Source organism: Pseudomonas sp. H1_F01 (assembly GCF_054681425.1).
This window is the reverse complement of record NZ_CP162823.1, coordinates 4,792,718-4,817,974: the sequence shown is the minus strand read 5'-3', so window position 1 is coordinate 4,817,974 and position 25,257 is coordinate 4,792,718. Positions and strand designations below refer to the sequence as shown.

General features: G+C 61.6%; 17 protein-coding genes and 1 other RNA gene. 9 read left to right on the top strand and 9 right to left on the bottom strand.

Annotation, left to right across the window (positions count from 1 at the left end):
* Window positions 1-5: 5 nt before the first annotated feature.
* Window positions 6-2,390: a sensor domain-containing diguanylate cyclase gene (locus AB4O09_RS21730; RefSeq protein ID WP_003199548.1), complete on the top strand. Its 2,385-nt coding sequence runs from the start codon at window positions 6-8 to the stop codon at window positions 2,388-2,390.
* 233 nt (window positions 2,391-2,623) lie between these two features.
* Here the strand turns inward: AB4O09_RS21730 and dacB are convergent, their stop codons facing one another.
* Complete coding sequence (gene dacB, locus AB4O09_RS21725) at window positions 2,624-4,090, bottom strand: D-alanyl-D-alanine carboxypeptidase/D-alanyl-D-alanine endopeptidase (RefSeq protein WP_003199550.1); 1,467 nt, start codon at window positions 4,088-4,090, stop codon at window positions 2,624-2,626.
* Between the two features lie 231 nt (window positions 4,091-4,321).
* Here dacB and AB4O09_RS21720 point away from each other — a divergent pair, with 231 nt between their 5' ends.
* On the top strand, window positions 4,322-4,666 hold the full coding sequence (locus AB4O09_RS21720; RefSeq protein WP_003199553.1) for a YggL family protein: 345 nt from the start codon (window positions 4,322-4,324) through the stop codon (window positions 4,664-4,666).
* Between the two features lie 158 nt (window positions 4,667-4,824).
* On the opposite strand, the gene AB4O09_RS21715 is transcribed toward AB4O09_RS21720, so the two are convergent.
* On the bottom strand, window positions 4,825-6,015 hold the full coding sequence (locus tag AB4O09_RS21715; protein ID WP_003199555.1) for a benzoate/H(+) symporter BenE family transporter: 1,191 nt from the start codon (window positions 6,013-6,015) through the stop codon (window positions 4,825-4,827).
* A gap of 244 nt (window positions 6,016-6,259) precedes the next feature.
* On the opposite strand from AB4O09_RS21715, the gene AB4O09_RS21710 reads away from it, so the two are divergent.
* Complete coding sequence (locus tag AB4O09_RS21710; protein WP_003183531.1) at window positions 6,260-7,024, top strand: GntR family transcriptional regulator; 765 nt, start codon at window positions 6,260-6,262, stop codon at window positions 7,022-7,024.
* A gap of 125 nt (window positions 7,025-7,149) precedes the next feature.
* On the opposite strand, the gene guaD is transcribed toward AB4O09_RS21710, so the two are convergent.
* From guaD to xdhA, 4 genes are all read right to left on the bottom strand, one after another.
* A complete protein-coding gene (gene guaD / locus AB4O09_RS21705) occupies window positions 7,150-8,454 on the bottom strand; it encodes a guanine deaminase (RefSeq protein WP_003199558.1) in 1,305 nt (434 codons plus the stop codon).
* 19 nt (window positions 8,455-8,473) lie between these two features.
* The gene (xdhC, locus tag AB4O09_RS21700; RefSeq protein WP_003199560.1) at window positions 8,474-9,316 is read right to left on the bottom strand and encodes a xanthine dehydrogenase accessory protein XdhC; all 843 of its coding nucleotides are present in this window, start codon (window positions 9,314-9,316) and stop codon (window positions 8,474-8,476) included.
* A gap of 123 nt (window positions 9,317-9,439) precedes the next feature.
* Window positions 9,440-11,839: a xanthine dehydrogenase molybdopterin binding subunit gene (gene xdhB / locus AB4O09_RS21695; protein ID WP_003199562.1), complete on the bottom strand. Its 2,400-nt coding sequence runs from the start codon at window positions 11,837-11,839 to the stop codon at window positions 9,440-9,442.
* Window positions 11,832-13,286: a xanthine dehydrogenase small subunit gene (xdhA, locus tag AB4O09_RS21690; protein WP_003199564.1), complete on the bottom strand. Its 1,455-nt coding sequence runs from the start codon at window positions 13,284-13,286 to the stop codon at window positions 11,832-11,834. The genes xdhB and xdhA overlap by 8 nt, the downstream gene beginning before the upstream one ends.
* Before the next feature lie 382 nt (window positions 13,287-13,668).
* On the opposite strand from xdhA, the gene AB4O09_RS21685 reads away from it, so the two are divergent.
* The 5 genes from AB4O09_RS21685 to AB4O09_RS21665 all read left to right on the top strand — a co-directional run bounded on the left by AB4O09_RS21685 (window position 13,669) and on the right by AB4O09_RS21665 (window position 22,679).
* The gene (locus AB4O09_RS21685) at window positions 13,669-14,328 is read left to right on the top strand and encodes a GntR family transcriptional regulator (RefSeq protein ID WP_028237693.1); all 660 of its coding nucleotides are present in this window, start codon (window positions 13,669-13,671) and stop codon (window positions 14,326-14,328) included.
* Window positions 14,329-14,330: 2 nt separating this feature from the next.
* Window positions 14,331-17,819 carry a chromosome segregation protein SMC gene (smc, locus tag AB4O09_RS21680; protein WP_003199568.1) on the top strand — a complete coding sequence of 1,163 codons (3,489 nt, stop codon included), beginning with the start codon at window positions 14,331-14,333 and terminating at the stop codon, window positions 17,817-17,819.
* Between the two features lie 258 nt (window positions 17,820-18,077).
* Window positions 18,078-18,923, top strand: a complete 846-nt coding sequence (gene zipA, locus AB4O09_RS21675) for a cell division protein ZipA (protein ID WP_003199570.1) — start codon at window positions 18,078-18,080, stop codon at window positions 18,921-18,923.
* A 109-nt stretch (window positions 18,924-19,032) separates the two neighbouring features.
* Window positions 19,033-21,390: an NAD-dependent DNA ligase LigA gene (gene ligA / locus AB4O09_RS21670; protein WP_038858034.1), complete on the top strand. Its 2,358-nt coding sequence runs from the start codon at window positions 19,033-19,035 to the stop codon at window positions 21,388-21,390.
* A gap of 128 nt (window positions 21,391-21,518) precedes the next feature.
* Window positions 21,519-22,679, top strand: a complete 1,161-nt coding sequence (locus AB4O09_RS21665) for a zinc-binding metallopeptidase family protein (protein ID WP_003199574.1) — start codon at window positions 21,519-21,521, stop codon at window positions 22,677-22,679.
* A gap of 69 nt (window positions 22,680-22,748) precedes the next feature.
* Here the strand turns inward: AB4O09_RS21665 and AB4O09_RS21660 are convergent, their stop codons facing one another.
* Entirely contained in the window at window positions 22,749-23,144 is a 396-nt protein-coding gene (locus AB4O09_RS21660; protein ID WP_145902434.1) for a hypothetical protein, read from the bottom strand.
* A gap of 482 nt (window positions 23,145-23,626) precedes the next feature.
* On the opposite strand from AB4O09_RS21660, the gene ffs reads away from it, so the two are divergent.
* An RNA gene (gene ffs, locus AB4O09_RS21655) (signal recognition particle sRNA small type) lies at window positions 23,627-23,723 on the top strand.
* A gap of 193 nt (window positions 23,724-23,916) precedes the next feature.
* Here ffs and AB4O09_RS21650 read toward each other — a convergent pair.
* Window positions 23,917-24,423: a DUF4823 domain-containing protein gene (locus AB4O09_RS21650; protein WP_003199576.1), complete on the bottom strand. Its 507-nt coding sequence runs from the start codon at window positions 24,421-24,423 to the stop codon at window positions 23,917-23,919.
* A 210-nt stretch (window positions 24,424-24,633) separates the two neighbouring features.
* Window positions 24,634-24,948: a helix-turn-helix domain-containing protein gene (locus tag AB4O09_RS21645; protein WP_003199578.1), complete on the bottom strand. Its 315-nt coding sequence runs from the start codon at window positions 24,946-24,948 to the stop codon at window positions 24,634-24,636.
* Window positions 24,949-25,257 lie beyond the last annotated feature (309 nt).

Genomic DNA, 25,257 nt, shown 5'->3' with positions numbered 1-25,257 from the left:
TATTTATGGCATTGCATCAGGTGCGTCCCAGGATCCTGGGCTTTATCAGCGAAGACGTTTCGGCCTGGCTGGTGGCTTCGCTGGTCCTGCTGGCCGGTACGGTCCTGACCGGCTTGCTGACCTGGGCGATGATGAACCTGTTCAATCAGCAATTGCGCCAGCGCTTCGAGCTGCAAGCCGAGGAGCGTTTCAGCCGCATCGAAGAACACTTCCAGGACCAGGAGCAACGCCTCGACAGCCTCAGGCGTTTCTTTGCCAACTCCGAAGGGGTCTCCAACACTGAATTCCGTGGTTACGCCGACGCGCTATTGCGGCGTACTCGCGCCTTCGCCTGGGCGCCCAGGGTGCTGCGCGACGAACGGCAATCGTTCGAACAACACGCGCAGGCCGAAGGGGCCACCCAATTCACGATCCGCGAGGCAGACGGCGACGGTGGCTTGCGGCAGGCCTCCGAACGGGACGAATACGCTCCAATGCTCTACATCCAGAGCCAGGCTTCCTACGGGGCGCCGCTAGGCCTGGACCTGCTTTCCGAACCCTTGCCTCGTGCCGCCCTCGAGCGGGCCCGCCAGCGTGACGGGCTGGTGGCCTCGCAGCCATTGGACCTGATGGGCACCGACCCGGTGTTTGCCCGCGGTGTGCTGCTGGTCGCGCCCGTCACCCGGGAATCGGCCAGCGAACCGTTGGGGTACGTGGTGGCGGCTATCAGCATGCGGCAACTGGCGGGTGATGGGCTGCCAGCGTCCAGTCACGACAATCTGTCGATGCGTGTCATGGACCTGTCTGGCGAAAACGCGGAAGAGGCGTTGTTCGAATCCCACAACCCGCCAGGTCGTAGTGATTTGTCGTCGACCCGCCTGCTGCGTCTGGCTGATCGCGACTACCGGGTGGAATTGCGGCCCAGCCGGGTGTTCCTGGCCACCAATCATTCTTCGGTCACCAGCATGGTGATACTCGGCGGTTTGCTCAGCCTGCTGCTCAGTGCCTTGCTCTATGTGCTGGTCAGCCAGCGGCAGCGGGCCTTGAAACTGGTAGAGCAACGCACCCGTGAACTGCGCGCCCGGGAGCAGGAGCTGCGCGGTACCCACGGCCAGTTGCGCGGTGTACTGGATGCCGCAACCCAAGTCGCGATCATCGCCACTGACCTGCGCGGCGTCATCACCACCTTCAACGCCGGCGCCGAACAGATGCTCGGCTACCCGAGCTGCGAGGTCCTGCAGAGCATGACCCTGGAAAGCCTGCATGTACCGCGCGAACTCCAGGCCCGCGCCGCCCAACTCGGCGCGCGTTTTGGCAAGCCGATCCCGGCGTGCCACGCGATGCTGCTCGAAGGCGGCGAGCAGGGCGGGCAACAGGCGCGGGAGTGGACCCTGGTGCGCCGCGATGGGAGTCACCTGACCGTGAACATGCTCGCCACACCGATGCTCGATGACCAGGGGTTGTGGATCGGGCACCTGGCGATCTGCATCGACATCACTGAACGCAAGCGCGTCTACGAAGCATTGGCTGCCCGTGACCTGTTGCTGAAAAAGCTCAGTGCCCACGTACCCGGGGGGATCTACCAATTCAGAATGGATTTCAACGGTCGCTTCAGCGTCATCTATGCCAGTGACGGCATTCGCGACATCTATGAATTGGAACCCGATGTGCTGGTGCAGAACGCCGAGGCGATTTTCTCGCGCATTCACCCGTTGGACAGCACGCGCGTCCGCGCTTCGATTCGCGCTTCGGCCCACACCTTGAGCCCGTGGCGGGAAGAGTACCGGGTGCAACTGCCTTTGCGCGGCCTGCGCTGGGTACGCGGCGAGGCCACGCCCGAGGAACTGCCCGGCGGCGGGGTGTTGTGGCACGGCTATATCTCGGATATTTCCGACCTCAAGCGCGTAGAAGAAGAGCTGCGGGCCCTGTCCGTGACCGACGCCCTGACCGGCATTCGCAACCGTCGCTATTTCCAGGACCGCCTGACTTCGGAGATGGCTCGGGTCGAGCGCGGTTCCGGAGGGCTGGCGGTCATCATGCTCGACATCGACCACTTCAAGCGCATCAACGACCAGCATGGCCACGCAGTGGGCGACCGGGTGTTGCAGGCCGTCTGTCAGCGCGTCGGCCAACGGTTGCGGCGCACCGATGTGTTCTGCCGGCTGGGCGGAGAAGAGTTCGTGGTGCTGTGCCCGGACACAGACAGCGAGAGTGCCTACACCTTGGCATTGGAGCTGTGGGAAGGCTTGCGGGCGGCGCCCATCGAGGGTGTGGGGTTTGTCACCGCCAGCTTCGGTATCGCCACCTGGCGCATCGGGGAGGGTGCCGATGCGTTGCTGCTAAGGGCTGACTCGGGCGTGTATGCGGCCAAGCAGGCCGGACGGGATCGGGTTGAGGTGCAGTTGGGCTAGCCACATATCATCGCGATATCGGTGGTTCAGTTGATGAATAGACTGAATGACATGCCGCTATCGCGAGCAAGCTCGCTCCCACAGTGGGTCGGCTTCGTACACGAGTTTTGTGCCCGCGGCAGATCAAGTGTGGGAGCGAGCTTGCTCGCGAAAGCGGTGTGTCATTCAGCATCGATGTCTGCTGACCTACCGAATCGCGAGCAGGCTCGCTCCCACATTGGGTTTGTGCTGGATTAGAGCGCCGAAGCCGTCTGTGGCAGTTTCGGCTGGCGATACAGGTCCAGCAGCACCTGGTCCAGCACCGATGAAGCGCCCCAAGGCTTCGGATCGTTGAGAATCGCCACCACCGCCCAGGTGTTGCCATTGATGTCACGGCTGAAGCCGGCGATGGCGCGGACGGTGTTCAGGGTACCGGTCTTGACGTGGGCTTCGCCGGCCATGGCGGTGGTCTTCAGGCGTTTGCGCATGGTGCCGTCGGTGCCGGCAATCGGCATCGAACTGATGAACTCGGCCGAGTACGGGCTGCGCCAGGCAGCCTGCAGCATGGCCGCCATTTCCCGGGCGCTGACCCGTTCGGCACGGGACAAGCCGGAACCATTCTCCATCACCAGGTGCGGCGCGGTGATGCCTTTCTTGGCCAACCACTGGCGCACCACCCGTTGCGCGGCCTTGGCGTCATCACCGTCGGCTTCGTTACGGAACTGCGCACCGAGGCTCAGGAACAGTTGCTGGGCCATGGTGTTGTTACTGTATTTGTTGATGTCGCGGATGATCTCCGCCAGGTCCGGGGAGAACGCCCGGGCCAGCACCTTGGCGTTGCTCGGGGTCGCGGCCAGGCGGTCCGTGCCCTGGATGCTGCCGCCCAGCTCTTTCCAGATCGCCCGCACCGCGCCTGCGGTGTAGGTGGCATGGTCCAGCAGCGAAAGATAGGTCTGGGAGCTGCAACCGTCACCGAGCTGGCCGCCGACGGTCACTGTCACGCTGCCGTCCGTCTGGGCCACCGGGTTGTAGCGCACACCGCCGGTGCATTGCTTGGAGTTGACGGCCTTGACCTGGTTGTCGATGCGAATGCTCGCAATCGGCGGCTCCACCGACACCAGCACCCGGCCGCCGTCGTTACGGGCGACGAAGCGCAGGGCCTTGAGGTTGACCAGCAACGAGTCGGGCTTGACCAGGAACGGTTTGTTTTCGTCGTTGCCGTCGTCGTTGAATTCAGGCAGTTGCGGCTGGATGAAGAAGCCTCGGTCCAGTACCAGGTCGCCGGTAACCTGCTGCACGCCGTTGGCCCGCAGGTCGCGCATCAGCAGCCAGAGTTTTTCCATGTTCAGCTTGGGATCGCCGCCGCCCTTGAGATACAGGTTGCCGTTGAGGATCCCGCCGTTGAGGGTGCCGTCGGTGTAGAACTCGGTTTTCCACTGGTGATTGGGGCCGAGCATTTCCAGGGCCGCGTAGGTGGTCACCAGTTTCATGGTGGAAGCGGGGTTAACCGAAACGTCGGCGTTGTGCAGGGTCGGGGTGCCGGGGCCATTGAGCGGCACCATCACGAGGGACAGCGCGTCATCCTGCAGCTTGCTGGCCTTGAGGGCCTTTTGCACGTTGGGCGACAGGGCAGTGTTGATCGTGGCGGCGTGGCTGGTGACAGGGAGGGCCAGGGGAAGAAGAAGGCTGGCCAGAAGCAGTGGACGCAAAGATTTGATCATTTGAAATAAAACCCTACGGGCGAGGGGGAAATAACGAGGACATGAAAATGAACGTCCTCAACGGTCACGAAAGTGTCGGCATTATGCCCCAAGCCGCAGCCGCTTGGGCCGTGCCTGAGCCCTTCGGCTGCTATTTTTTACCGACGGTAGGCCGATACGCCCGATCAGTCGGGCAATCGACGCATCAAACTGGTAAAGTGCCGGCCGTTATTACTTATGAGGATTGTTCCAATGGCGACTAACCGTTCCCAGCGTCTGCGCAAAAAACTGTGCGTGGATGAATTTCAAGAGCTGGGTTTCGAACTGAACCTGGATTTCAAAGAAGATCTGGCCGATGAGGCTATTGACGCTTTCCTCGACGCTTTCCTGAAAGAAGCCATGGAAGCCAACGGCCTGGGCTACGTCGGCGGTGACGACTACGGTCTGGTTTGCCTGCAGAAGCGTGGCTCGGTTTCCGAAGAGCAGCGTGCTGCCGTTGAAGCCTGGCTCAAGGCACGTCCTGAGCTGACCAGCGTTGAAGTCAGCCCACTGATGGACGTCTGGTACCCGGAAAAGCCGATCAATCCGGTCGCTTGATGGTCAGAAACCGGCAGCCCTTTCGGGCGCCGGTTTTTTTGTGCCTGTCTGTTGGGTTGATCGTTCCCACGCTCCGCGTGGGAATGCCTCTAGGGACGCTCCGCGTCCAGTGACGCGGAGCGTCACGGGCTGCATGCCCACGCAGAGCGTGGGAACGATCAGGCGCTACGCCAGTTCAGGATCAGCAAGGTCAACACCCCCGCCACAATCCCCCAGAACGCCGAACCGATGGAGAACAGCGTCAGCCCCGACGCCGTGACCATGAAGGTGATCAACGCCGCTTCCCGCTCCTTCACTTCGCTCATGGCGATGCTCAAGCCATTGATGATCGACCCGAACAGCGCCAAGGCCGCGATGGACAGCACCAGCTCCTTGGGCAGCGCCGCGAACAACGCCGCCAGCGTAGCGCCGAACACCCCGGCAATCCCGTAGAAGATCCCGCACCAGACCGCCGCCGTGTAGCGCTTGTTGCGATCTTCGTGGGCGTGGGGGCCGGTGCAGATGGCCGCGCTGATGGCCGCCAGGTTGATGCCATGGGAGCCGAACGGTGCCAGCAGCAGCGAGGCGATGCCGGTGCTGGTGATCAACGGCGAGGCCGGCACATTATAACCGTCGGCCCGCAGCACGGCGATGCCGGGCATGTTCTGCGAGGTCATCGCCACCACGAACAGCGGAATGCCGATGCTGATGGTGGCCGCCAGGGAAAAGTGCGGCGTGGTCCAGACCGGCGTCGCGACTTCCAGGGCAAAGCCGCTGAAGTCCAACAGCCCCAGCAGGCCCGACAGCGCCGTACCGATCAACAGTGCCGCCAGTACCGCGTAGCGGGGCGACAGGCGCTTGACGATCAGGTAGGTGAAAAACATCCCCAGCACCAGGCCGGTGCGATGCTGGGTGGCGACGAAGATCTCGCTGCCGATCTTGAACAGGATCCCCGCCAGCAACGCCGCCGCCAGCGAGGCTGGAATACGCTTGACCAGGCGCTCGAAACTGCCGGTCAGGCCGCAGATCGTCACCAATACTGCACAGGTGATATAGGCGCCGATGGCCTCGCCGTAACTCACACCGCCCAGGCTGGTGATCAGCAGCGCCGCGCCGGGTGTCGACCAGGCGATGGTGATGGGCGTGCGATAGCGCAGCGACAACCCGATGGAACACACCGCCATGCCGATGGAAATCGCCCAGATCCACGAAGAAATCTGCCCACTGGTCAGCCCTGCCGCTTGCCCGGCCTGGAACATCAGCACCAGGGAACTGGTGTAGCCGGTCATCATCGCAATGAACCCGGCGACGATGGCTGAAGGCGAGGTATCGGCCAATGGACGAAGTGGTGTGGTCGTGACTTCGGTCATGGTGGGCGGTGGTCCTTGTTGTAGATTGACTGGGCTTGATCGCGCCGCAGGTTTTGGGTTTGAAGCCTAAACTCAACGCAGTAGCCGATTGCAATACAGCCATGCCCGCAAACAGCCGTACAGTCGTGTTGCCATCAGAGGTTGTGTACAATCGAGCTGTTTTTTACGCGATACTTGCCAGCGACCCGCTGTGCCGTATTACAGTCACGGTCAATTCGCCGCAGTTCTCCCGACTCGAGTGCCCATGAACGAACAGTTGCAGCCCCTCAAGAAACAACCGCGAGCCGGTAAAGCCGGCCGCAGCGGAACCCAGGACGATATTGTCTATGCGCATATCTTCGAGGCCATCCTCGAACAACGCCTGGCGCCCGGTACAAAGTTGAGCGAAGAGGCACTGGGGGAGATTTTCGGGGTCAGCCGCACGATCATTCGCCGGGCGCTGTCACGCCTGGCTCACGAAGGCGTGGTGTTGCTGCGGCCCAACCGCGGTGCCGTGGTGGCGAGCCCGAGTGTCGAAGAGGCTCGCCAGGTATTCATGGCCCGGCGCCTGGTGGAAAGGGCGATCACCGAATTGGCGGTGCAGCACGCCACGGCCGAACAATTGGCTGAGCTGCGGCAGATGGTCAGCGATGAGCGCGACAGTTTCTCCCGTGGCGACCGCGGCGCCGGCATCCGTTTGTCGGGCGAGTTCCACCTCAAGCTGGCCGAAGCGGCGAAGAACGCCCCGCTGATCAGCTTCCAGCGCAGCCTGGTGTCCCAGACGTCGCTGATCATCGCCCAGTACGAAAGCGGCAACCGTTCCCACTGTTCCTATGACGAACACACCCAGCTGATCGACGCCATCGAGGCTCGCGATGCGACGCTGGCAGTGGACCTGATGATGCATCACATGGACCACATCGACAGCAAGCTCAACCTCGACGAGGAAAGTGCGTCGGATGACTTGCATGCGGTGTTCTCGCACCTGCTGCAGAGCAAGAAGCCTGGGCGGTCGACCGCTAAGCTATAACCCCCGACCCTGATCGCTCCCATGCTCTGCGTGGGAACGCAGCCCGGGACGCTCCGCGTCCCAAAAGCCGAACGCAGAGCGTCCGTTGAGGCATTCCCACGCAGAGCGTGGGAACGATCAAAAATCTACCGCTGATGCACCAATTTACCGGCCGCATAAGTCTGCGCCACCGTCCGGTCATCCCCCAGCGTCATCAACACGAACAACCGCTCGGCAATGTCCTTGGCCTGCTTGAGGCGATAGCCCAGCAGCGGCGTGGCGTTGTAGTCCAGCACCAGGAAATCCGCATCGGTACCCGGTTGCAACGTCCCGATCTTGTCCTCCAGGCGCAGGGCCCGGGCGCCGCCGAGGGTGGCCAGGTACAGCGACTTGAACGGGCTCAGCCGCGCGCCCTGCAACTGCATCACCTTGTAGGCTTCGTTCAGGGTTTGCAGCAGCGAAAAACTGGTGCCGCCACCCACGTCGGTGCCCAACCCCACGTTCACTTTATGCTTCTGCGCCATCGGCAGGTTGAACAGGCCGCTGCCGAGGAAAAAGTTCGAGGTCGGGCAGAAGGCTATGGCCGAACCGGTCTCGGCCAGGCGAGCGCATTCGTCGTCACATAAGTGCACGCCGTGGGCGAACACCGAACGTTCGCCGAGCAGTTGGTAGTGGTCGTAGACGTCCAGGTAGCCCTTGCGCTCCGGGAACAGCTCTTTGACCCATTGCACCTCCTGCAGGTTTTCACTGATGTGGGTCTGCATGTACAAGTCTGGGTATTCCCCCAGCAACTGACCGGCCAAGGCCAGTTGTTCCGGAGTGCTGGTGGGGGCGAAGCGCGGGGTCACGGCGTAGTGCAGGCGGCCCTTGCCGTGCCAGCGCTCGATCAGCGCCTTGCTCTCGGTGTAGCTGGATTCGGCGGTGTCGACCAGGTAGTCCGGGGCGTTGCGGTCCATCATCACTTTGCCGGCGATCATCCGCAGGTCGAGCTTCTGGGCCACTTCAAAAAACGAATTCACCGATTGCGGGTGCACGCTGCCGAACACCAGTGCGGTAGTGGTGCCGTTGCGCAGCAGTTCCTTGACGAAAATATCGGCCACGGCATCGGCGTGGGCCTTGTCGGCGAACTGGCTTTCGCAGGGGAAGGTGTAGGTGTTGAGCCAGTCCAGCAATTGCTCGCCATAGGCGCCAACCATGCCAGTCTGGGGCAGGTGGATGTGGGTGTCGATCAGGCCGGGGGTGATCAGCGCGTCCGGGTAATGAGTGATTTCGATGTCAGTTGCCAGGGTTGGCAGCAGGTCATGGGCGTGGCCGATGGCACTGATCTGGCCGTTTTCCACCACCAGCAAACCGTCTGCGAAATATTCATAGGACGCCTCGATACCGACTTCGGCCGGGTCGGCGAGGCTGTGGAGCAGGGCGGCGCGGTAGGCTTTGCGTGTCAGGGGCATGGGAATTCTCAACGAGTGTTCAACGGTTCGCCTGGCTGCGGCGCGAGGCCGGCAGCAGCTTGGCAATCGGTTCGGCGCGGGCGGTGTGCTGGCCGAAGTCGGCGTTATAGGTGGCGATGATTTCGCCGGTGATGGAGATGGCGATTTCCACAGGCAACTTGCCTTTGACTTCGCCGATGCCCATCGGGCAACGCATGCGCTGCAAGGTGCTGCTGTCAAAACCACGATCACGCAGGCGATGCTCGAACTTGACCCGTTTGGTCTTCGAGCCGATCAGGCCGAAGTAGGCAAAGTCGTTGCGCTTGAGGATCGCGGCGCTCAGTTCCAGGTCGAGCTGATGGTTGTGGGTCATGACGATGCAGTAGCTGCCGACGGGCAATTCGTCGACTTCATCCAGTGGCTCCTCGGTGACGATCTTGCGCACGCCATGGGGCAGGTGTTCGGGGAATTCCGCCTCCCGTGAGTCGATCCAGCGCACCTTGCAGGGCAGGCTCGCCAGCAGCGGCACCAGGGCACGGCCGACGTGGCCGGCGCCGAACACGGCGATCTGCGCCTGGACCTGGCCCATGGGTTCGAACAACAGTACGGTGACGCCGCCGCAGCACTGGCCCAGGCTCGCACCGAGGCTGAAGCGCTCCAGATGGGTGTTCTGCTGGCCGCTGGCGAGCATGTGCCGGGCGATTTCCATGGCCTTGAATTCCAGGTGTCCGCCACCGATGGTGTCGAACGTCTGGCTGGCGCTGATGACCATCTTCGAACCGGCGTTGCGCGGGGTGGAGCCGAGCTCTTCGATGATCGTCACCAGCACGCACGGTTCACCGCGGGTTTGCAGGTCGGCGAGGGCGCTGATCCAGTTGTACATATTCACCTCGACATCTTTGTTGTCTGTTCCGGCCTCATCGCGAGCAAGCTCGCTCCCACAGGGGATTTGTGAACACCGACCCAATGTGGGAACGAGCTTGCTCGCGATTGGCCGCGCCGCGGTCTAAAGCGAAGCCAACTCGGTTTCAGCTTCCCCAACCTCCACCGCCCTCAACCCGCGCATCTGCTCACATCCCCACAACACCCGTTCCGGTGTTGCCGGGGCGTCGATGTTCGGTTGGTGCCGGTAATCCCCCAGGCTCGCCACGGCGTCCTTGATGGCGCACCACGCGGCGATGCCGAGCATGAACGGCGGCTCGCCCACGGCCTTGGAGTGGAACACCGTGTCTTCGGGGTTCTTGCGGTTTTCCACCAGCTTGACCCGCAGGTCCAGCGGCATGTCGGCCACGGCGGGGATCTTGTAGCTGGCCGGGCCATTGGTCATCAGCTTGCCCTTGTCGTTCCACACCAGTTCTTCCATGGTCAGCCAGCCCATGCCCTGGATGAAACCACCCTCGACCTGGCCGATGTCGATGGCCGGGTTCAGCGAGGCGCCGACGTCGTGGAGGATGTCAGTGCGCAGCATCTTGTACTCGCCGGTGAGGGTGTCGACGATCACCTCGGCACAGGCCGCGCCATAGGCGTAGTAGTAGAACGGCCGGCCACGGGCCTGGCTGCGGTCGTAGTAGATTTTCGGGGTCTTGTAGAAGCCGGTGCTCGACAGCGAAACCTGGGCGAAATACGCCTGCTGCACCAGCGCCTCGAAGGTCAGGATGTGATCGCGCACCCGCACATGGCCGTTGTGGAATTCCACGTCCTCTTCGCTGACCTTGTACTGTCGCGCGGCGAATTCCACCAGGCGCCGCTTGATGGTTTCGGCGGCGTTCTGCGCGGCCTTGCCGTTCAGGTCGGCACCGCTGGAGGCGGCGGTGGGCGAAGTGTTCGGCACCTTGTCGGTGTTGGTCGCGGTGATTTGCACGCGGTCCATTTCCACCTGGAACACCTCGGCCACCACTTGCGCGACCTTGGTGTTCAAACCCTGGCCCATTTCGGTGCCGCCATGGTTCAGGTGGATGCTGCCGTCGGTGTAGACGTGGATCAGCGCCCCGGCTTGGTTGAGGAAACTGGCGGTAAAGGAAATGCCGAATTTGACCGGGGTCAGCGCCAGGCCCTTTTTCAGGATCGGGCTATTGGCGTTGTAGCGACGGATCGCTTCGCGGCGTTCGGCGTACTGGCTGCTTTCTTCAAGCTCGGCGGTCATTTCCTCGAGCATGTTGTGCTCGACGGTCTGGTAGTAGTGGGTGACGTTGCGTTCGGTCTTGCCGTAATAGTTGGCCTTGCGCACGGCCAGCGGATCGAGCCCCAGGTGCCGGGCGATGGCATCCATCACCTCTTCGATGGCGACCATGCCTTGGGGCCCGCCGAAACCGCGGTAAGCGGTGTTCGACGCGGTGTTGGTCTTGCAGCGGTGGCCGTTGATGGTCGCATCGCCCAGGTAGTAGGCGTTGTCGGCATGGAACATCGCCCGGTCGACGATCGAGGCCGACAGGTCCGGCGAGCAACCGCAGTTGCCGGCCAGTTCCAGGGCGATGCCGTGCAGGCGTCCGGTGCTGTCGAAGCCGACGTCGTATTCGATGTAGAAGGGGTGGCGCTTGCCGGTCATCAGCATGTCTTCGACGCGGGGCAGGCGCATCTTGGTCGGCTGGCCGGTGAGGTGCGCGATGACGGCGCACAGGCACGCCGGGCTGGCGGCCTGGGTTTCCTTGCCGCCAAAGCCGCCGCCCATGCGGCGCATGTCCACCACGACTTTGTTCATCGACACGCCCAGCACCTCGGCCACCAGTTTTTGCACTTCAGTGGGGTTCTGGGTCGAGCAGTAGACGAGCATGCCGCCGTCTTCGGTGGGCATCACCGAGGAAATCTGGGTTTCCAGGTAAAAGTGTTCCTGGCCGCCGATGTGCAGCGAGCCCTGGATGCGATGCTCGGCGCTCGCCAGTGCCGTGGCCGAATCGCCGCGCTGGTGGGTGTGGCTGTCGAGCACGAAGTGCCGCTTGCGCAGGGCCTCGACCACGTCCAGCACCGGTTCCAGGTCTTCGTATTCGACGATGGCCGCCATCGCCGCCTTGCGCGCGGTGTCCAGGTCCTTGGCGGCGACGGCCAGCACTGGTTGGCCGACGAACTGCACGTCATCGATGGCCAGCAACGGATCACCCGGCAACAGCGGGCCAATGTCCTTCAGGCCAGGGATGTCTTGGTGGGTAATGGCGATGCGCACGCCTTCGAAGGCGTAGCAGGGCGTGGTATCGATGCGAATGATCCGGGCGTGGGCGCGGTCCGACAGCCGGGCATAGACGTGCAACTGGTTCGGAAACTCCAGGCGATCATCGATGTACTGGGCCTCGCCGGACACATGCTTGGCGGCGCTGTCGTGCTTGACGCTGCGGCCCACGCCGGTGGTCAGGTCGCGGGCGAACAGCTCGGCGAGTTCGGCTTGGGTCTTCTCTACGGTGTGATGGTTAGACATAAGCGGTCACCCGAGTCTCGATGTGCGGCGTTTGCAGTTCGATGAAGTATTTGCGCAACAGGTTGCGGGCGCTGAGCAGGCGGTATTCCTTGCTGGCGCGGAAGTCCGACAGCGGCGTGAAGTCTTCGGCCAGTGCGAGGCAGGCGCGTTCGACGCTGCTGTCGGTCCACGGCGCACCGATCAATACCGCTTCGCAATGCTTGGCGCGTTTGGGCGTCGCGGCCATGCCGCCGAAGGCCACGCGGGCGTCGCGGACCACGCCGTTGTCGATGCGCAGGTTGAACGCCGCGCACACGGCGGAAATGTCGTCGTCCAGGCGCTTGGAGACCTTGTAGGCGCGGAACGCCTGTTCGGCGCTGGCCCGTGGCACGATGATCTTTTCGATGAATTCGCTTTCCTGGCGGGCGGTGATCCGGTAGTCGATGAAATAGTCTTCCAGGGCCAGGGTGCGGCGGGTCTGGCCCTTGCACAGCACGATCTGCGCGCCGAGGGCGATCAGCAGGGGCGGCGAGTCGCCAATCGGTGAGGCGTTGCCGATGTTGCCGCCCAGGGTGCCCTGGTTGCGGATCTGCAGCGAGGCGAAGCGCTGCAGCAATTCGCCAAAGTCCGGGTATTCGGCTTTCAGGGCTTCGTAGCAATCGGAGAGGGCGGCGGCGGCGCCGATCTCCAGGCGATTGTCGAAGCGTTCGATACGCTTGAGTTCGGCGACGTTGCCCACGTAGATCATCACCGGCAGTGTGCGGTGAAATTGCGTGACTTCCAGGGCCAGGTCCGTGCCGCCGGCCAGCAGGCGCGCCTGGGGATAGGCATCGTAGAGATCGGCCAGGTCGGCGACGGTCAGCGGCACCAGGCAGCGTTTGTCGCCACTGTTAAGCTCGCCGGTCTCGGTCGGCGCAATGGCTTTGAGGCGGGCGATGGTTTCGGTTTCGCGGGCATCGAACTGGTCTGGCTGCTGGCCACAGCAGGCCTGCTCGGCAGCGGCCAGGATCGGCCGGTAGCCGGTGCAACGGCAGAGATTGCCGGCCAGGGCTTCGTGGGCTTTATGGGCGTCGGGTTGCTCGCTGTTCTTTTGCAGGGCGAACAGCGACATGACAAAGCCCGGTGTGCAGAAGCCGCATTGCGAGCCGTGGCAATCGACCATCGCCTGCTGGACGCTGTGCAGTTGGCCCTGGTGCTTGAGGTCTTCGACGCTGATCAGTTGCTTGCCGTGCAGGGACGAGACGAAGGTCAGGCACGCGTTGAGGCTGCGATAGCGAATGCGTTCGCGGCCATCGGCGCCCGTTTCCAATTCGCCCACCACCACGGTGCACGCGCCACAATCGCCGCTGGCGCAGCCTTCTTTGGTGCCTGGTTTACCAACGTGTTCGCGTAAATAGTTGAGCACGGTCAGGTTCGGGTCCAGGGCGTGCTCGCTACGGAGTTCCTGGTTGAGTAAAAACTGGATCACGGAAGGCCTCGCAGACTCATTATTGTTGTATCGACGTGGGCTGAATTTATCAGTTCTGACTTTTCGGTCAATGATTTTCTGACTTAAAGGTCAAGAAATTCCACTTGGTCGATGAACAACGATCTATGGACACTGTAGAACCCTGTGGGAGCCGAGCTTGCTCGCGATGACAGCGGTACATTCAGTATGGATGCAAGATGACAGACCGCTATCGCGAGCAAGCTCGCTCCCACAGGTTCTTCCACAGGTTCTGTTTCAGCAGGAAAGCTCAAACTTTTTTTGCTTGAATCGTGCCAAAAACCCGGTACAGGCCCTGCGCCATGACGTATCGAGTGCGCTACACTGCGCCGCTTGTGCAAATCGAAGAGTTTGAAGGACAACCATGACGTTCAAGGCCCCGGACAGCCTCGCCGAGCAAATCGCCCATTACCTCGCCGAACGCATCATTCGCGGCGAAATGAAACCGGGAGAGCGCATCCAGGAGCAGAAGGTCACGCTGGCACTCAACGTCAGCCGCGGCTCGGTCCGCGAGGCCTTGCTGATCCTGGAACGACGCCACTTGATCGCGATCCTGCCGCGCCGTGGCGCCCACGTCACCGAACTCACCGAACACAAGGTGCGCAGCCTCTGCACGCTGATGAGCGAGCTGTACATCCTGCTGGGCAACGCCGTGGCCCATGGCTGGAAAGAGCAGGCCGACATGGCGCCGTTCGTAGCGATCCAGCAGCGTCTCAACGACGCCTACGCGCGCCAGGATATCCGTACCTTCGTCGATGAAAGCTTCAGCGTGATGCGCGCCGCCTATCCCTTTGCCGACAACCCGTACTTGCAGGAAACCGTCGAGAACCTGCAACCGGCCATGAGCCGTGCCTATTTCCTGGCCCTGGACCAGCGCAAGGCGGAAATGAGCGAGTTCCTCGACCTGTTCCAGCGCCTGCTCGCCGCTGTGCTGGCCCGTGATTTACCGCAGATCCGCATCGTGCTCACGGCCTACGCCCAGCGCAGTTGCGACCTGGTGGTCTCTGCCTTGACGAAGGCCTGAACGTGCGGCTCAAGTGCATCAAGCTGGCGGGGTTCAAATCCTTCGTCGACCCGACCACGGTGAACTTCCCCAGTAACATGGCGGCGGTGGTCGGGCCCAATGGTTGCGGCAAGTCGAACATCATCGATGCCGTGCGTTGGGTGATGGGCGAGAGCTCGGCCAAGAACCTGCGCGGCGAGTCGATGACCGACGTCATCTTCAACGGCTCCACCAGCCGCAAGCCGGTGAGCCAGGCCAGCATCGAGCTGGTGTTCGATAACTCCGACGGTACCCTGGTCGGCGAGTACGCGGCGTATGCGGAAATCTCCATTCGTCGCAAAGTGACCCGCGACAGCCAGAACAGCTATTTCCTCAACGGCGCCAAGTGCCGGCGTCGTGACATCACCGATATCTTCCTCGGTACCGGCCTGGGCCCGCGCAGCTACTCGATCATCGAACAGGGCATGATCTCCAAGCTGATCGAGGCCAAGCCCGAAGACCTGCGCAACTTCATCGAAGAAGCCGCCGGTATTTCCAAATACAAGGAGCGGCGGCGCGAGACTGAAAACCGCATTCGTCGCACCCACGAGAACCTCGCGCGCCTGACCGATCTGCGCGAAGAACTCGAACGCCAACTCGAGCGTTTGCACCGTCAGGCCGAGGCCGCGAAGAAGTACCAGGAATACAAGGGTGAGGAGCGCCAGCTCAAGGCCCAGCTGTCGGCCCTGCGCTGGCAAGCGTTGAACGAGCAGGTCGGCCAGCGTGAGGCGATCATCGGCAACCAGGAAGTCAGCTTCGAAGCCCTGGTGGCCGAGCAACGCAACGCCGACGCCGCCATCGAACGCCTGCGTGACGGACACCACGACCTGTCCGAGCGCTTCAATCTGGTGCAGGGGCGCTTCTATTCCGTGGGGGGCGACATCGCCCGGGTCGAGCAGAGCATCCAGCATGGTCAACAACGACTGCGGCAGTTGCAGGATGACTTGAAGGAAGCCGAGCGGGCGCGCCTGGAAACCGAATCGCACCTGGGTCACGACCGCACGCTGCTGCTGACCCTTGGCGAAGAACTGGACCGGCTCACGCCAGAGCAGGAAATCACCAGCGCCGCCGCCGAAGAGGCCGCCGCAGCCCTGGAGGAAGCCGAGCTGACCATGCACGGCTGGCAAGAGCAGTGGGACAGTTTCAACCTGACCTCGGCCGAGCCGCGGCGCCAGGCTGAAGTCCAGCAGTCGCGCATCCAGCAGTTGGAAACCAGCATGGAGCGCCTGGCCGAACGTCAGCGCCGCCTGTCCGAAGAGCGCGCCTTGCTCGCGGCGGATCCGGAGGACGCGGCGATTCTGGATCTGAGCGAGCAACTGGCGGCCAGTGAAGCCACCCTCGAAGACTTGCAGGCCAGCGAAGATGCCCAGGTCGAACGGCTCGAGCAACTGCGCCAGGCCTTGCAACTGGCCTTGCAGAACCAGCAGCAGGGCCAGGGCGAATTGCAGCGACTCAATGGACGCCTGGCCTCGCTGGAAGCCCTGCAGCAAGCCGCGCTGGACCCAGGCACCGGCACCGCCGAATGGCTGCGCGATCAGCATCTGGCCGAGCGTCCGCGACTGGCCGAGGGCCTGAAGGTCGATGCCGGTTGGGAGCTGGCGGTGGAAACCGTGCTGGGTGCCGATCTGCAGGCGGTGCTGGTGGATGACTTTGGCGGCTTCGATTTGTCGGGTTTCACCCAGGGCGATCTGCGCCTGCTCAGCCCGGCTGGCGACGGCGTACGAATCCCCGGCAGCTTGCTGGACAAGGTCGAGGCCCAGGTTGACCTGTCGCCCTGGCTCGGGCAGGTCAAACCGGTGGATAGCCTTGAGCAGGCCTTGGCCCTGCGTGGGCAATTGGCGGTCGGCGAAAGCCTGATCAGCCGTGACGGGTATTGGGTCGGCCGGCATTTCCTGCGGGTACGCCGGGCCAGCGAAGCCGAGAGCGGCATGCTTGCCCGTGGTCAGGAAATCCAGCGCCTGAGCGAAGAGCGCGAAGAGCGCGAGGCCAGCGTCGAAGCCCTGGAAACCGAATTGCAGAACCTGCGGGCGCAACAGCGTCAGCAGGAGAACGGCCGCGAACACCTGCGGCGGCTATTGCAGGATGAAGCGCGCCAGCAAGGCGAGCTCAAGGCGCAGTTGTCGGCCGGCAAGGCCAAGGTTGAACAGCTGGCGCTGCGCCGCACCCGCCTGGAAGAGGAAATCGCCGAACTGGGCGAGCAGCGGGCGTTGGAGCACGAACAGATCGGCGAGGCGCGCTTGCAACTGCAGGAAGCCCTCGATGCCATGGCGCTGGACACCGAGCAGCGCGAACTGCTGCTGGCCCAGCGCGACAGCCTGCGCGAGCGCCTGGACCGGGTGCGCCAGGAAGCACGCCAGCACAAGGACCATGCCCATCAGTTGGCGGTGCGCCTGGGCTCGCTCAAGGCTCAGCACGATTCCACGCGCCAGGCGTTGGAACGGCTGGAAATGCAGTCCGAACGCCTGACCGAAAAACGCGAGCAGTTGAGCCTCAATCTGGAGGAGGGTGAAGCGCCGCTGGAGGAGCTGCGCCTCAAGCTCGAAGAGTTGCTCGACAAGCGCATGAGCGTCGACGAAGAGCTCAAGACGGCGCAGATCGCCCTGGAGGACGCCGACCGTGAACTGCGCGACGCCGAAAAGCGCCGCAGCCAGGCCGAGCAGCAATCGCAACTGATTCGCGGCCAGATGGAACAGCAGCGCATGGAGTGGCAGGCCCTGACGGTGCGGCGCAAAGCCTTGCAGGACCAGTTGCTGGAAGACGGCTACGACCTCGACGGCGTGCTGGCCACCCTGGTGGCCGGGGCGAACGAGAAGGACGCCGAGGAGGAGCTGGAACGCATTGCCCAGCGCATCCAGCGCCTGGGGGCAATCAACCTGGCGGCCATCGACGAGTACCAGCAGCAGTCCGAGCGCAAGCGCTACCTGGACGCTCAGAACGACGATCTGGTGGAGGCGCTGGAGACCCTGGAAAACGTCATTCGCAAGATCGACAAGGAAACCCGCAACCGCTTCAAGGATACCTTTGATCAGATCAACGGCGGTTTGCAGGCACTTTTCCCAAAAGTTTTCGGTGGCGGCAGCGCTTACTTGGAACTGACGGGCGAAGATTTACTCGATACAGGGGTGACAATCATGGCGCGTCCTCCTGGCAAGAAGAACAGCACCATCCATTTGCTCTCCGGTGGCGAAAAGGCGCTGACCGCGCTGGCCCTGGTCTTTGCCATCTTCAAATTGAACCCGGCGCCGTTCTGCATGCTCGACGAAGTCGACGCACCACTGGACGACGCCAACGTAGGCCGTTATGCACGGCTGGTGAAGGAGATGTCTGAAACGGTGCAGTTCATCTACATCACCCACAACAAGATCGCCATGGAAATGGCCGATCAGTTGATGGGGGTGACCATGCATGAGCCGGGCTGTTCGCGGCTGGTGGCGGTGGATGTGGAGGAGGCCATGGCTATGGTGGATGCCTGAAGAACGGTTTGTAGGGCTTCTACTTGGAACGCTGTAGGTATTTTTTACCCTGGAGCCTGTTGTTCAAATCACAGATTGGACACAAGCCTGTGCGACAGACGGTGTAAAGTTATCTTTGGTCGTGCTAGTTTAATGTCAATTTTTCGTATGCGTGGGCAAAACGCCATTCAGAACATAGAGTTGGCGCCACGTTTTAAAGCGGTTTGCAAATAGCTAAGCCCCTTATTTTTCAGCATTTTTATAGAGGCACGGGATTACATGGAAATCGGTCTGCGCGAGTGGCTGATCGTCATCGGCATCATTGTCATTGCCGGTATTCTTTTCGACGGCTGGCGCCGCATGCGCGGCGGTAAGGGGAAACTGAAGTTTCGCCTGGACCGCAGCCTGTCGAACCTGCCCGATGAGGATGACAGCGCCGAACTGCTAGGCCCGCCCCGGGTGCTGGACACCCACAAGGAGCCGCAGCTGGACGAACACGACTTGCCGTCGATGAGCGCGCCTGCCCGTGAGCCACGGGAGTCGAGTTCCAAGCGCGGCAAGCGCAACAGCGAGCCGTCCCAGGGTGATTTGAACCTGAACCTCGACCTGGATGGTGGCCCGAGTTTCAGCAGTCGCGACAGCGATTTCCCGGACGAGAACAAAACCTCGAGCGCCGACAAAGACCAGGCCCAGGCTGAAGAAGTGCTGGTGATCAGCGTGATCTGCCGCGACCCGGCCGGCTTCAAGGGCCCGGCGTTGCTGCAGAACATCCTGGAAAGCGGCCTGCGTTTCGGCGAGATGGACATTTTCCATCGTCACGAGAGCATGGCCGGCAACGGCGAGGTGCTGTTCTCCATGGCCAACGCCGTCAAGCCTGGCGTGTTCGACCTGGATGACATCGATCATTTCAGCACGCCGGCGGTGAGTTTCTTCCTCGGCCTGCCGGGCCCGCGTCATCCCAAGCAGGCCTTCGACGTGATGGTGGCCGCGGCTCGCAAGCTGTCCCAGGAGCTCAATGGCGAACTCAAGGATGACCAGCGCAGTGTGCTGACTGCCCAGACCATCGAGCACTATCGCCAGCGCATCGTCGAATTCGAGCGCCGGGCATTGACCCAGAAGCGCTGAGGCCAAAGATCGCTGGCCTGCAGGAGCTGACGAGTGCAGCTCCTGCACGCGATCGAAGTATTGAGAATGAGCAGCCTAGGCTGCTCTTTTGCTTTATGAGAGAACACCCATGAACGCCGTTGAAACCCGCATCCAACAGCTGCGCACCGAGCTGGATCAGCACAACTACCGCTACCACGTCCTCGACGAACCGAGCATCCCGGACGCCGAGTACGACCGCTTGTTCCACGAGCTCAAGGCCCTGGAAGAGCAACACCCGGAGCTGGTGACCAGCGATTCCCCGACCCAGCGCGTCGGCAGCGTGGCGCTGTCGGCGTTTAGCCAGGTGCGTCACGAGATCCCGATGCTCAGCCTGGGCAACGCCTTCGACGAAACCACCATGCGCGAATTCGACCGGCGGGTGACCGAAGGCCTCGACCTGCCCATGGGCGATTTGCTGGGCGGTGGCGCGGCGGTTGAATACAGCTGCGAGCCGAAACTCGATGGCCTGGCGGTCAGCCTGTTGTATCAGGACGGCATGCTGGTGCGCGGTGCCACGCGCGGTGATGGCACCACGGGCGAAGACATCAGCGTCAACGTGCGTACCGTGCGCAATATTCCCCTCAAGCTGCAGGGCAGCGGCTGGCCGCCATTGCTGGAAGTGCGCGGCGAGGTGTACATGTCCAAGGCCGGCTTCGAGCGCCTCAACGCCACGCAACTGGAAGCGGGTGGCAAGACCTTCGCCAACCCGCGCAACGCGGCGGCGGGGAGCCTGCGCCAGCTGGATTCGAAGATCACCGCCAACCGCCCGCTGGAATTCTGCTGCTACGGTATCGGTCAGGTGACCGCGGACATTGCCGATACCCATATCGGCAATCTCAAGCAGCTCAAGGCCTGGGGCCTGCCCATCAGCCGTGAATTGAAGCTGGCCCACGGTATTGACGAGTGCCTGGATTACTACCGTGACATCGGCGAGCGGCGCAACGCATTGCCGTATGAAATCGATGGTGTGGTGTTCAAGGTCAACAGCATCGCTTCTCAGCGCGAACTGGGTTTCCGCGCCCGGGAACCACGCTGGGCCATCGCTCATAAATTCCCGGCCTCTGAAGAACTCACCGAGTTGCTGGACGTCGAGTTCCAGGTCGGCCGCACTGGCGCCGTGACGCCCGTGGCGCGCCTCAAGCCGGTCAAGGTCGCTGGCGTGACCGTGGCCAACGCCACGTTGCACAACATGGACGAGGTGGCGCGCCTGGGCCTGATGATCGGCGACACCCTGATCATCCGCCGTGCCGGCGACGTGATCCCGCAAGTGGTGCAAGTGATCACCGAGCGCCGCCCGGACGATGCCCGCCCCGTGGAGATCCCCCGGCAGTGTCCGGTGTGTGGTTCCCATGTCGAGCGCACGCAACTGATCAAGCGCAGCAAGGGCCGTGAAACCATCAGCGAAGGTGCGGTGTACCGTTGCGTCGGTCGCCTGGCCTGTGGCGCGCAGCTCAAGCAGGCGATCATTCATTTCGTGTCGCGCCGGGCCATGGACATCGAGGGCCTGGGCGAGAAGAGCGTCGAGCAACTGGTGGATGAGGGGCTGGTGGGTTCGCCCGCCGATCTGTATGCCCTGACCTTCGAGCAGGTGGTCGACCTGGAAGGTTTCGCCGAACTGTCGAGCAAGAACTTGCTGGCGGCCATCGTCGACAGCAAGAAGCCGAGCCTGGCGCGTTTCATCTACGCCCTCGGTATCCCGGACGTGGGCGAGGAGACCGCCAAGGTCCTGGCTCGCTCTCTTGGTTCGCTGGAGCGCGTACAAGCGGCTGTGCCCCAGGTGCTCACCTACTTGCCCGATGTCGGCCTGGAAGTGGCCCACGAGATCCACAGCTTCTTCGAAGACCCACACAACCGCCAGGTGATCAAGGACCTGCTGCGCCACGGTCTCGAGATCCAGGACCAGGGCGAGTTGGGCGCCGAGTTCTCCGCCAGCACGACCCTGGGTGGCTTTCTCGACAAGCTGAACATCCCCTCGGTCGGGCCGGGCGGGGCGCAGAAACTGGCAGACAAGTTCGGTTCACTCGAGGCGGTGATGAACGCCGACTGGCTGGACATGCGTCAGGCGTTGCCGGAAAAGCAGGCCAACGCCGTGCGCGAGTTTTTCGCCGTTGCCGCCAACCGTCAGCAGGCCGAGGCAGCGGAGCAACAGTTGCGCGACTTTGGCATGCATTGGCAGAGCGAGAAGAAGGTCGTCGAAGGCTTGCCCGAGGCAGGTCACACCTGGGTGCTGACCGGTTCGCTGGAGTTGATGAGTCGCGACGTCGCCAAGGACAAGCTGGAGAGCCTGGGGGCCAAGGTCGCCGGTTCCGTGTCGGCGAAAACCCACTGCGTGGTGGCGGGGCCGGGTGCCGGTTCGAAATTGACCAAGGCCAATGAGCTGGGGCTCAAGGTGCTGGATGAAGAGGCGTTTGTCGTCTTTCTGAGTCAGCATGGCATCACGGTTTAGCCGGGTTGGCTCTTGTGGCGAGGGAGCTTGCTCCCTCGCCACGGTTTATCGGGCACTATGACGCAACGCGTGGGAACGATCATGGAAGTGGGGTGATCTAGTCTTGCAGGCTCCAGGGAGAGATCGCCATGTACCGCTTCTTCGAACAACTGAGCTCACGCATCGCCGCGCCGTTCGTGGGCGATCGGTCACGTAACAGCAAGGTCTGGCCGTGCCGCTGTGGCCAGTCGTTGTTTTTTCGCAATAGCCAATGCCTGGCCTGCCTGGCGGCGCTGGGTTATCAACCTGAGCAGAGTCGCCTGACGTCCTTGCAACCCGGTGAGCAAGCCGGGACCTGGACGCTGGACGCCGATCCCCAAGCCGGGCTGTTCCGCCGTTGCGCCAACCTTGACACCGCGGCGGCCTGCAATTGGCTGCTGCCGGACAATGGGCGCGATACCCTGTGCATCGCCTGTAGCCTGAACCGTACTATTCCCGACCTGTCGATCCCGGAAAATCCCGAACGCTGGCGCAAGGTCGAGACCGCCAAGCGTCGTCTGGTAGCGCAGTTGATTACTTTCGGCTTGCCGGTCATCCCGAAAACCGTCGACGAAAATATTGGCTTGGCGTTTGATTTCATCGGTGTCGATCCCGACGGCACGCCACCCACCACCGGTCACGCCAGCGGGCTGATCACCCTCGACATCAAGGAAGCTGACGATGCCCATCGCGAATACGTGCGCCAGCAGATGCGCGAGCCGTATCGCACCTTGCTCGGGCATTTCCGGCATGAGGTGGGGCACTACTACTGGGACCGGCTGGTCGCCAACAGCCATTGGCTCGAGGCTTTTCGCGAGTTGTTCGGCGATGAGCGCGCCAGCTACGCCGACGCCCTGGAGCAGCACTACCAGCAAGGCGCGCCGCTGGACTGGCAAACCCGCTACGTCAGCGCCTATGCCACCATGCACCCGTGGGAGGACTGGGCCGAAACCTGGGCCCATTACCTGCACATGATGGACGCGGTGGACACCGCCCTGGGTTTCGGCATGAGCGCTCGGGAAATGGATTTCGACTACCAGCCGTTCCCGCCCGAGACCTTGTACGACGCCGAACATGCAGGCGGTGCGGCTTTTCTTTCGTTCGTCAACGCCTGGATCGAACTGGCTGGCATGCTCAACGAACTGTCCCGCAGCATGGGCCAGCCGGATTTCTACCCGTTCGTCGTTCCGGCGGCGGTGATCACCAAGCTGCACTTCATCCATCTGGTGATCCAGGAGGAGGGTGGTCGGGCGGATGAGGTGTTGTTGTAGTTTTGCTCACACAGCGAATGATTGAACGTCCAAGTCGGTATTGAACTCATCTGATGCATTGCCAGCTCTTCATAAAAGGCTGGCAAAGTTAAGTGATACCATTTGTTTTGATTGTGCCTGCCATTCATATTTTCCTCTAGCATGAAAACCGCCATGGATGATGGCTTTTTTATTATGGAAGATACGATGGAAAATCATGATATGGATAAAGCGGCGATAGTGCCCAATGCACCACGGAGGCTTTCCCAGGCCGGGCAAAGCCGATACACGATCATATTGGCCTGGCAGATCCCGGATAATATCCGCCCTGACCAGATTGCCGCGCACACCTTCAGGGTGACGGCCGTGGCAGGTGGACAGGGGCAGTTTGTCCCTGCAACCAGAGTGCAGCCGGATCACCGTGGTTGGTATCGACATGAGATCGGTGTCAGCGGGGCAGCCCAGCCAGTTTATTTCAATGTTCAAGTTCGAACTCAGGCTGTTAATGGCCAATATGGACCGTTCTGTCCGGTGGTGGTTTGTAATACTTCGTCGTGATTGGGGGCAAGCAATAACCTGGATACAAAAAGTTTTAATCAGTTATGAGTGCTTGGTGTAAGCCTTCAATCTACTAAAGGTTCACTTCATGCGGACAAGCTCATTCCCACACGGGCTCTCGGATATTCACAGATCCAACCTCCACCCCGATCCCTGTGGGAGCGAGCTTGCTCGCGATAGCGGTAGATCAGCTTGCATCAATATTGAATGTACCGAGGCCTTCGCGAACAAGCTCGCTCCCACACAGGCACTTGGATGTCCGCAGAATCGACGCCCACCCCCCGATCCCCCTGTGGGAGCAAGTGCTTGAACATCTTCAGTTTTTTAATCCGGCACGAACGGTTGTAACTTCTTGCCAGATAGGTACAATGGCGCGGCTCGCCGTCAGGCGGGCGTCGTTATGGTGACCCCATCGGTCCCCCCGCAACGATTACCCGTGAACCTGGTCAGATCCGGAAGGAAGCAGCCACAGCGGGAACATTGTGTGCCGGGGTGTGGCTGGTGGGGTTGCCTCCATAACGCCCAAACCTTCGTTCGCAAGGTTTGTCAAATTCCAATCATTTCTTTTGTTTCGCTGATCGATATCGGTCGTTGCTTTCTGCTATCCGGATTTTGCCGCGGCCAGGGCAAACGAGTGCTGAAGGGGAAGTCCGGCCCGTCCTGCATCGACGGACCGAGTTTCTATCGTAGACCGATTGGATCAGTATTGAGCTTTCACATACTCAGCAATCGGCTCATGCAGCAAATCCTGTGGATGATCCCCGCCAAAGGTCGCCCATTTGCTTTTGCCGGACAGGACCGCGGACCCCAGCGGCTGCTCTCCTGTCGGGCCATAAATGGCGAGTTTTACTTCAATCTTGTCGGGAAGCCCCGACCATTCTGTGGCGCGTTCTTCCCAATGCAGGATTTCCGGGATGACGTAGTAACCAGAAGGTCTGTTCTGTCTCAGGCAGCTCAATTCACGGCACGCGCCCATTACCGTCACGCGGTTGGTGTAATAAGAAAAGGCTGTTTTAACGGCGGCAGCTGTCATATCGCCGGATGCAGGGTAAGGCGTTGTTTCGTAGCTGCCGTCGACCGGTGTGGCGATGGTGACGGGCATTTGTCGATCAAGTTTTGCCTGGTTGGAGAATATGTCTTGCTGTGCGTATTTGGCGGTGCAGCCGGTAGCGAGTATCGAGACAAGAATGATCGAAAATTTATGCACAGTGTCCCCTTGGATTTATTGTGTCGACGAGTCATAGGCGTCATAGGGACGCAGGAATCAGCGCGTTGATAGTCGAGGTTCGTGGCAGGCGATGTCAACGTGACATTATGTCTTGCGTCACCCTCGGAATTAGGCGAGCGGGCAAACGAACGCCAAAGAAAAGCCCGGCCTACCTCCCCTCGGCAGCCCGGCTTTTCTTTCACATCTGCATCAAGGCTTGGACAAGGCCTGGTCGACCGCTGCGATCAGCTTGCCCAGGTCCTTGGAGGTGGCTTTGTGTATGACGCCGAACAGATACGCCCGCTGTTCATCCTCATCGCCCATGTCGGCAAAAAAGGCTTTCAGTTGTACATCCAGCACATTGGCAAGCAGGAACAAGGCTTCGACGCTGGGGGTGTAGGTGCCGGTTTCGAAGCGGCTGATGGTTTTGGGGTCAAAACCGGTTTTTTCGCCAAGTTCAGCCTGAGTAAGCCCCGCTACTTTGCGGTAGCGTCTGATGGCTGGACCCAAACTTGAAATTTGCATCGCTTAATTCCCATTTAGAATCAAGAACTTAACGATAGATTTTTGCATTAGGCAACCACGCAATCCATCACCTTGCTTTGCAAAGTGTGATGTGTTTCGTAGAATCGGCCTTTGGCACGGGTATTTGGTGACCTGCTTCAGAAGCCGGGGTGTGTGCAGAGACCGGGCCTTGCGTTTCTTGCCGCGATACATGGCAAGGGCTGAAGCTCTCCCTTAGCACCGCCAGGGCCCGCGCTCCAGCTTCCCTCAAAGTGTTTGAGCCTAGTTGATTTTCGCCTGTCTTGAAGGCGGTGCAACCGCGCGCGACAA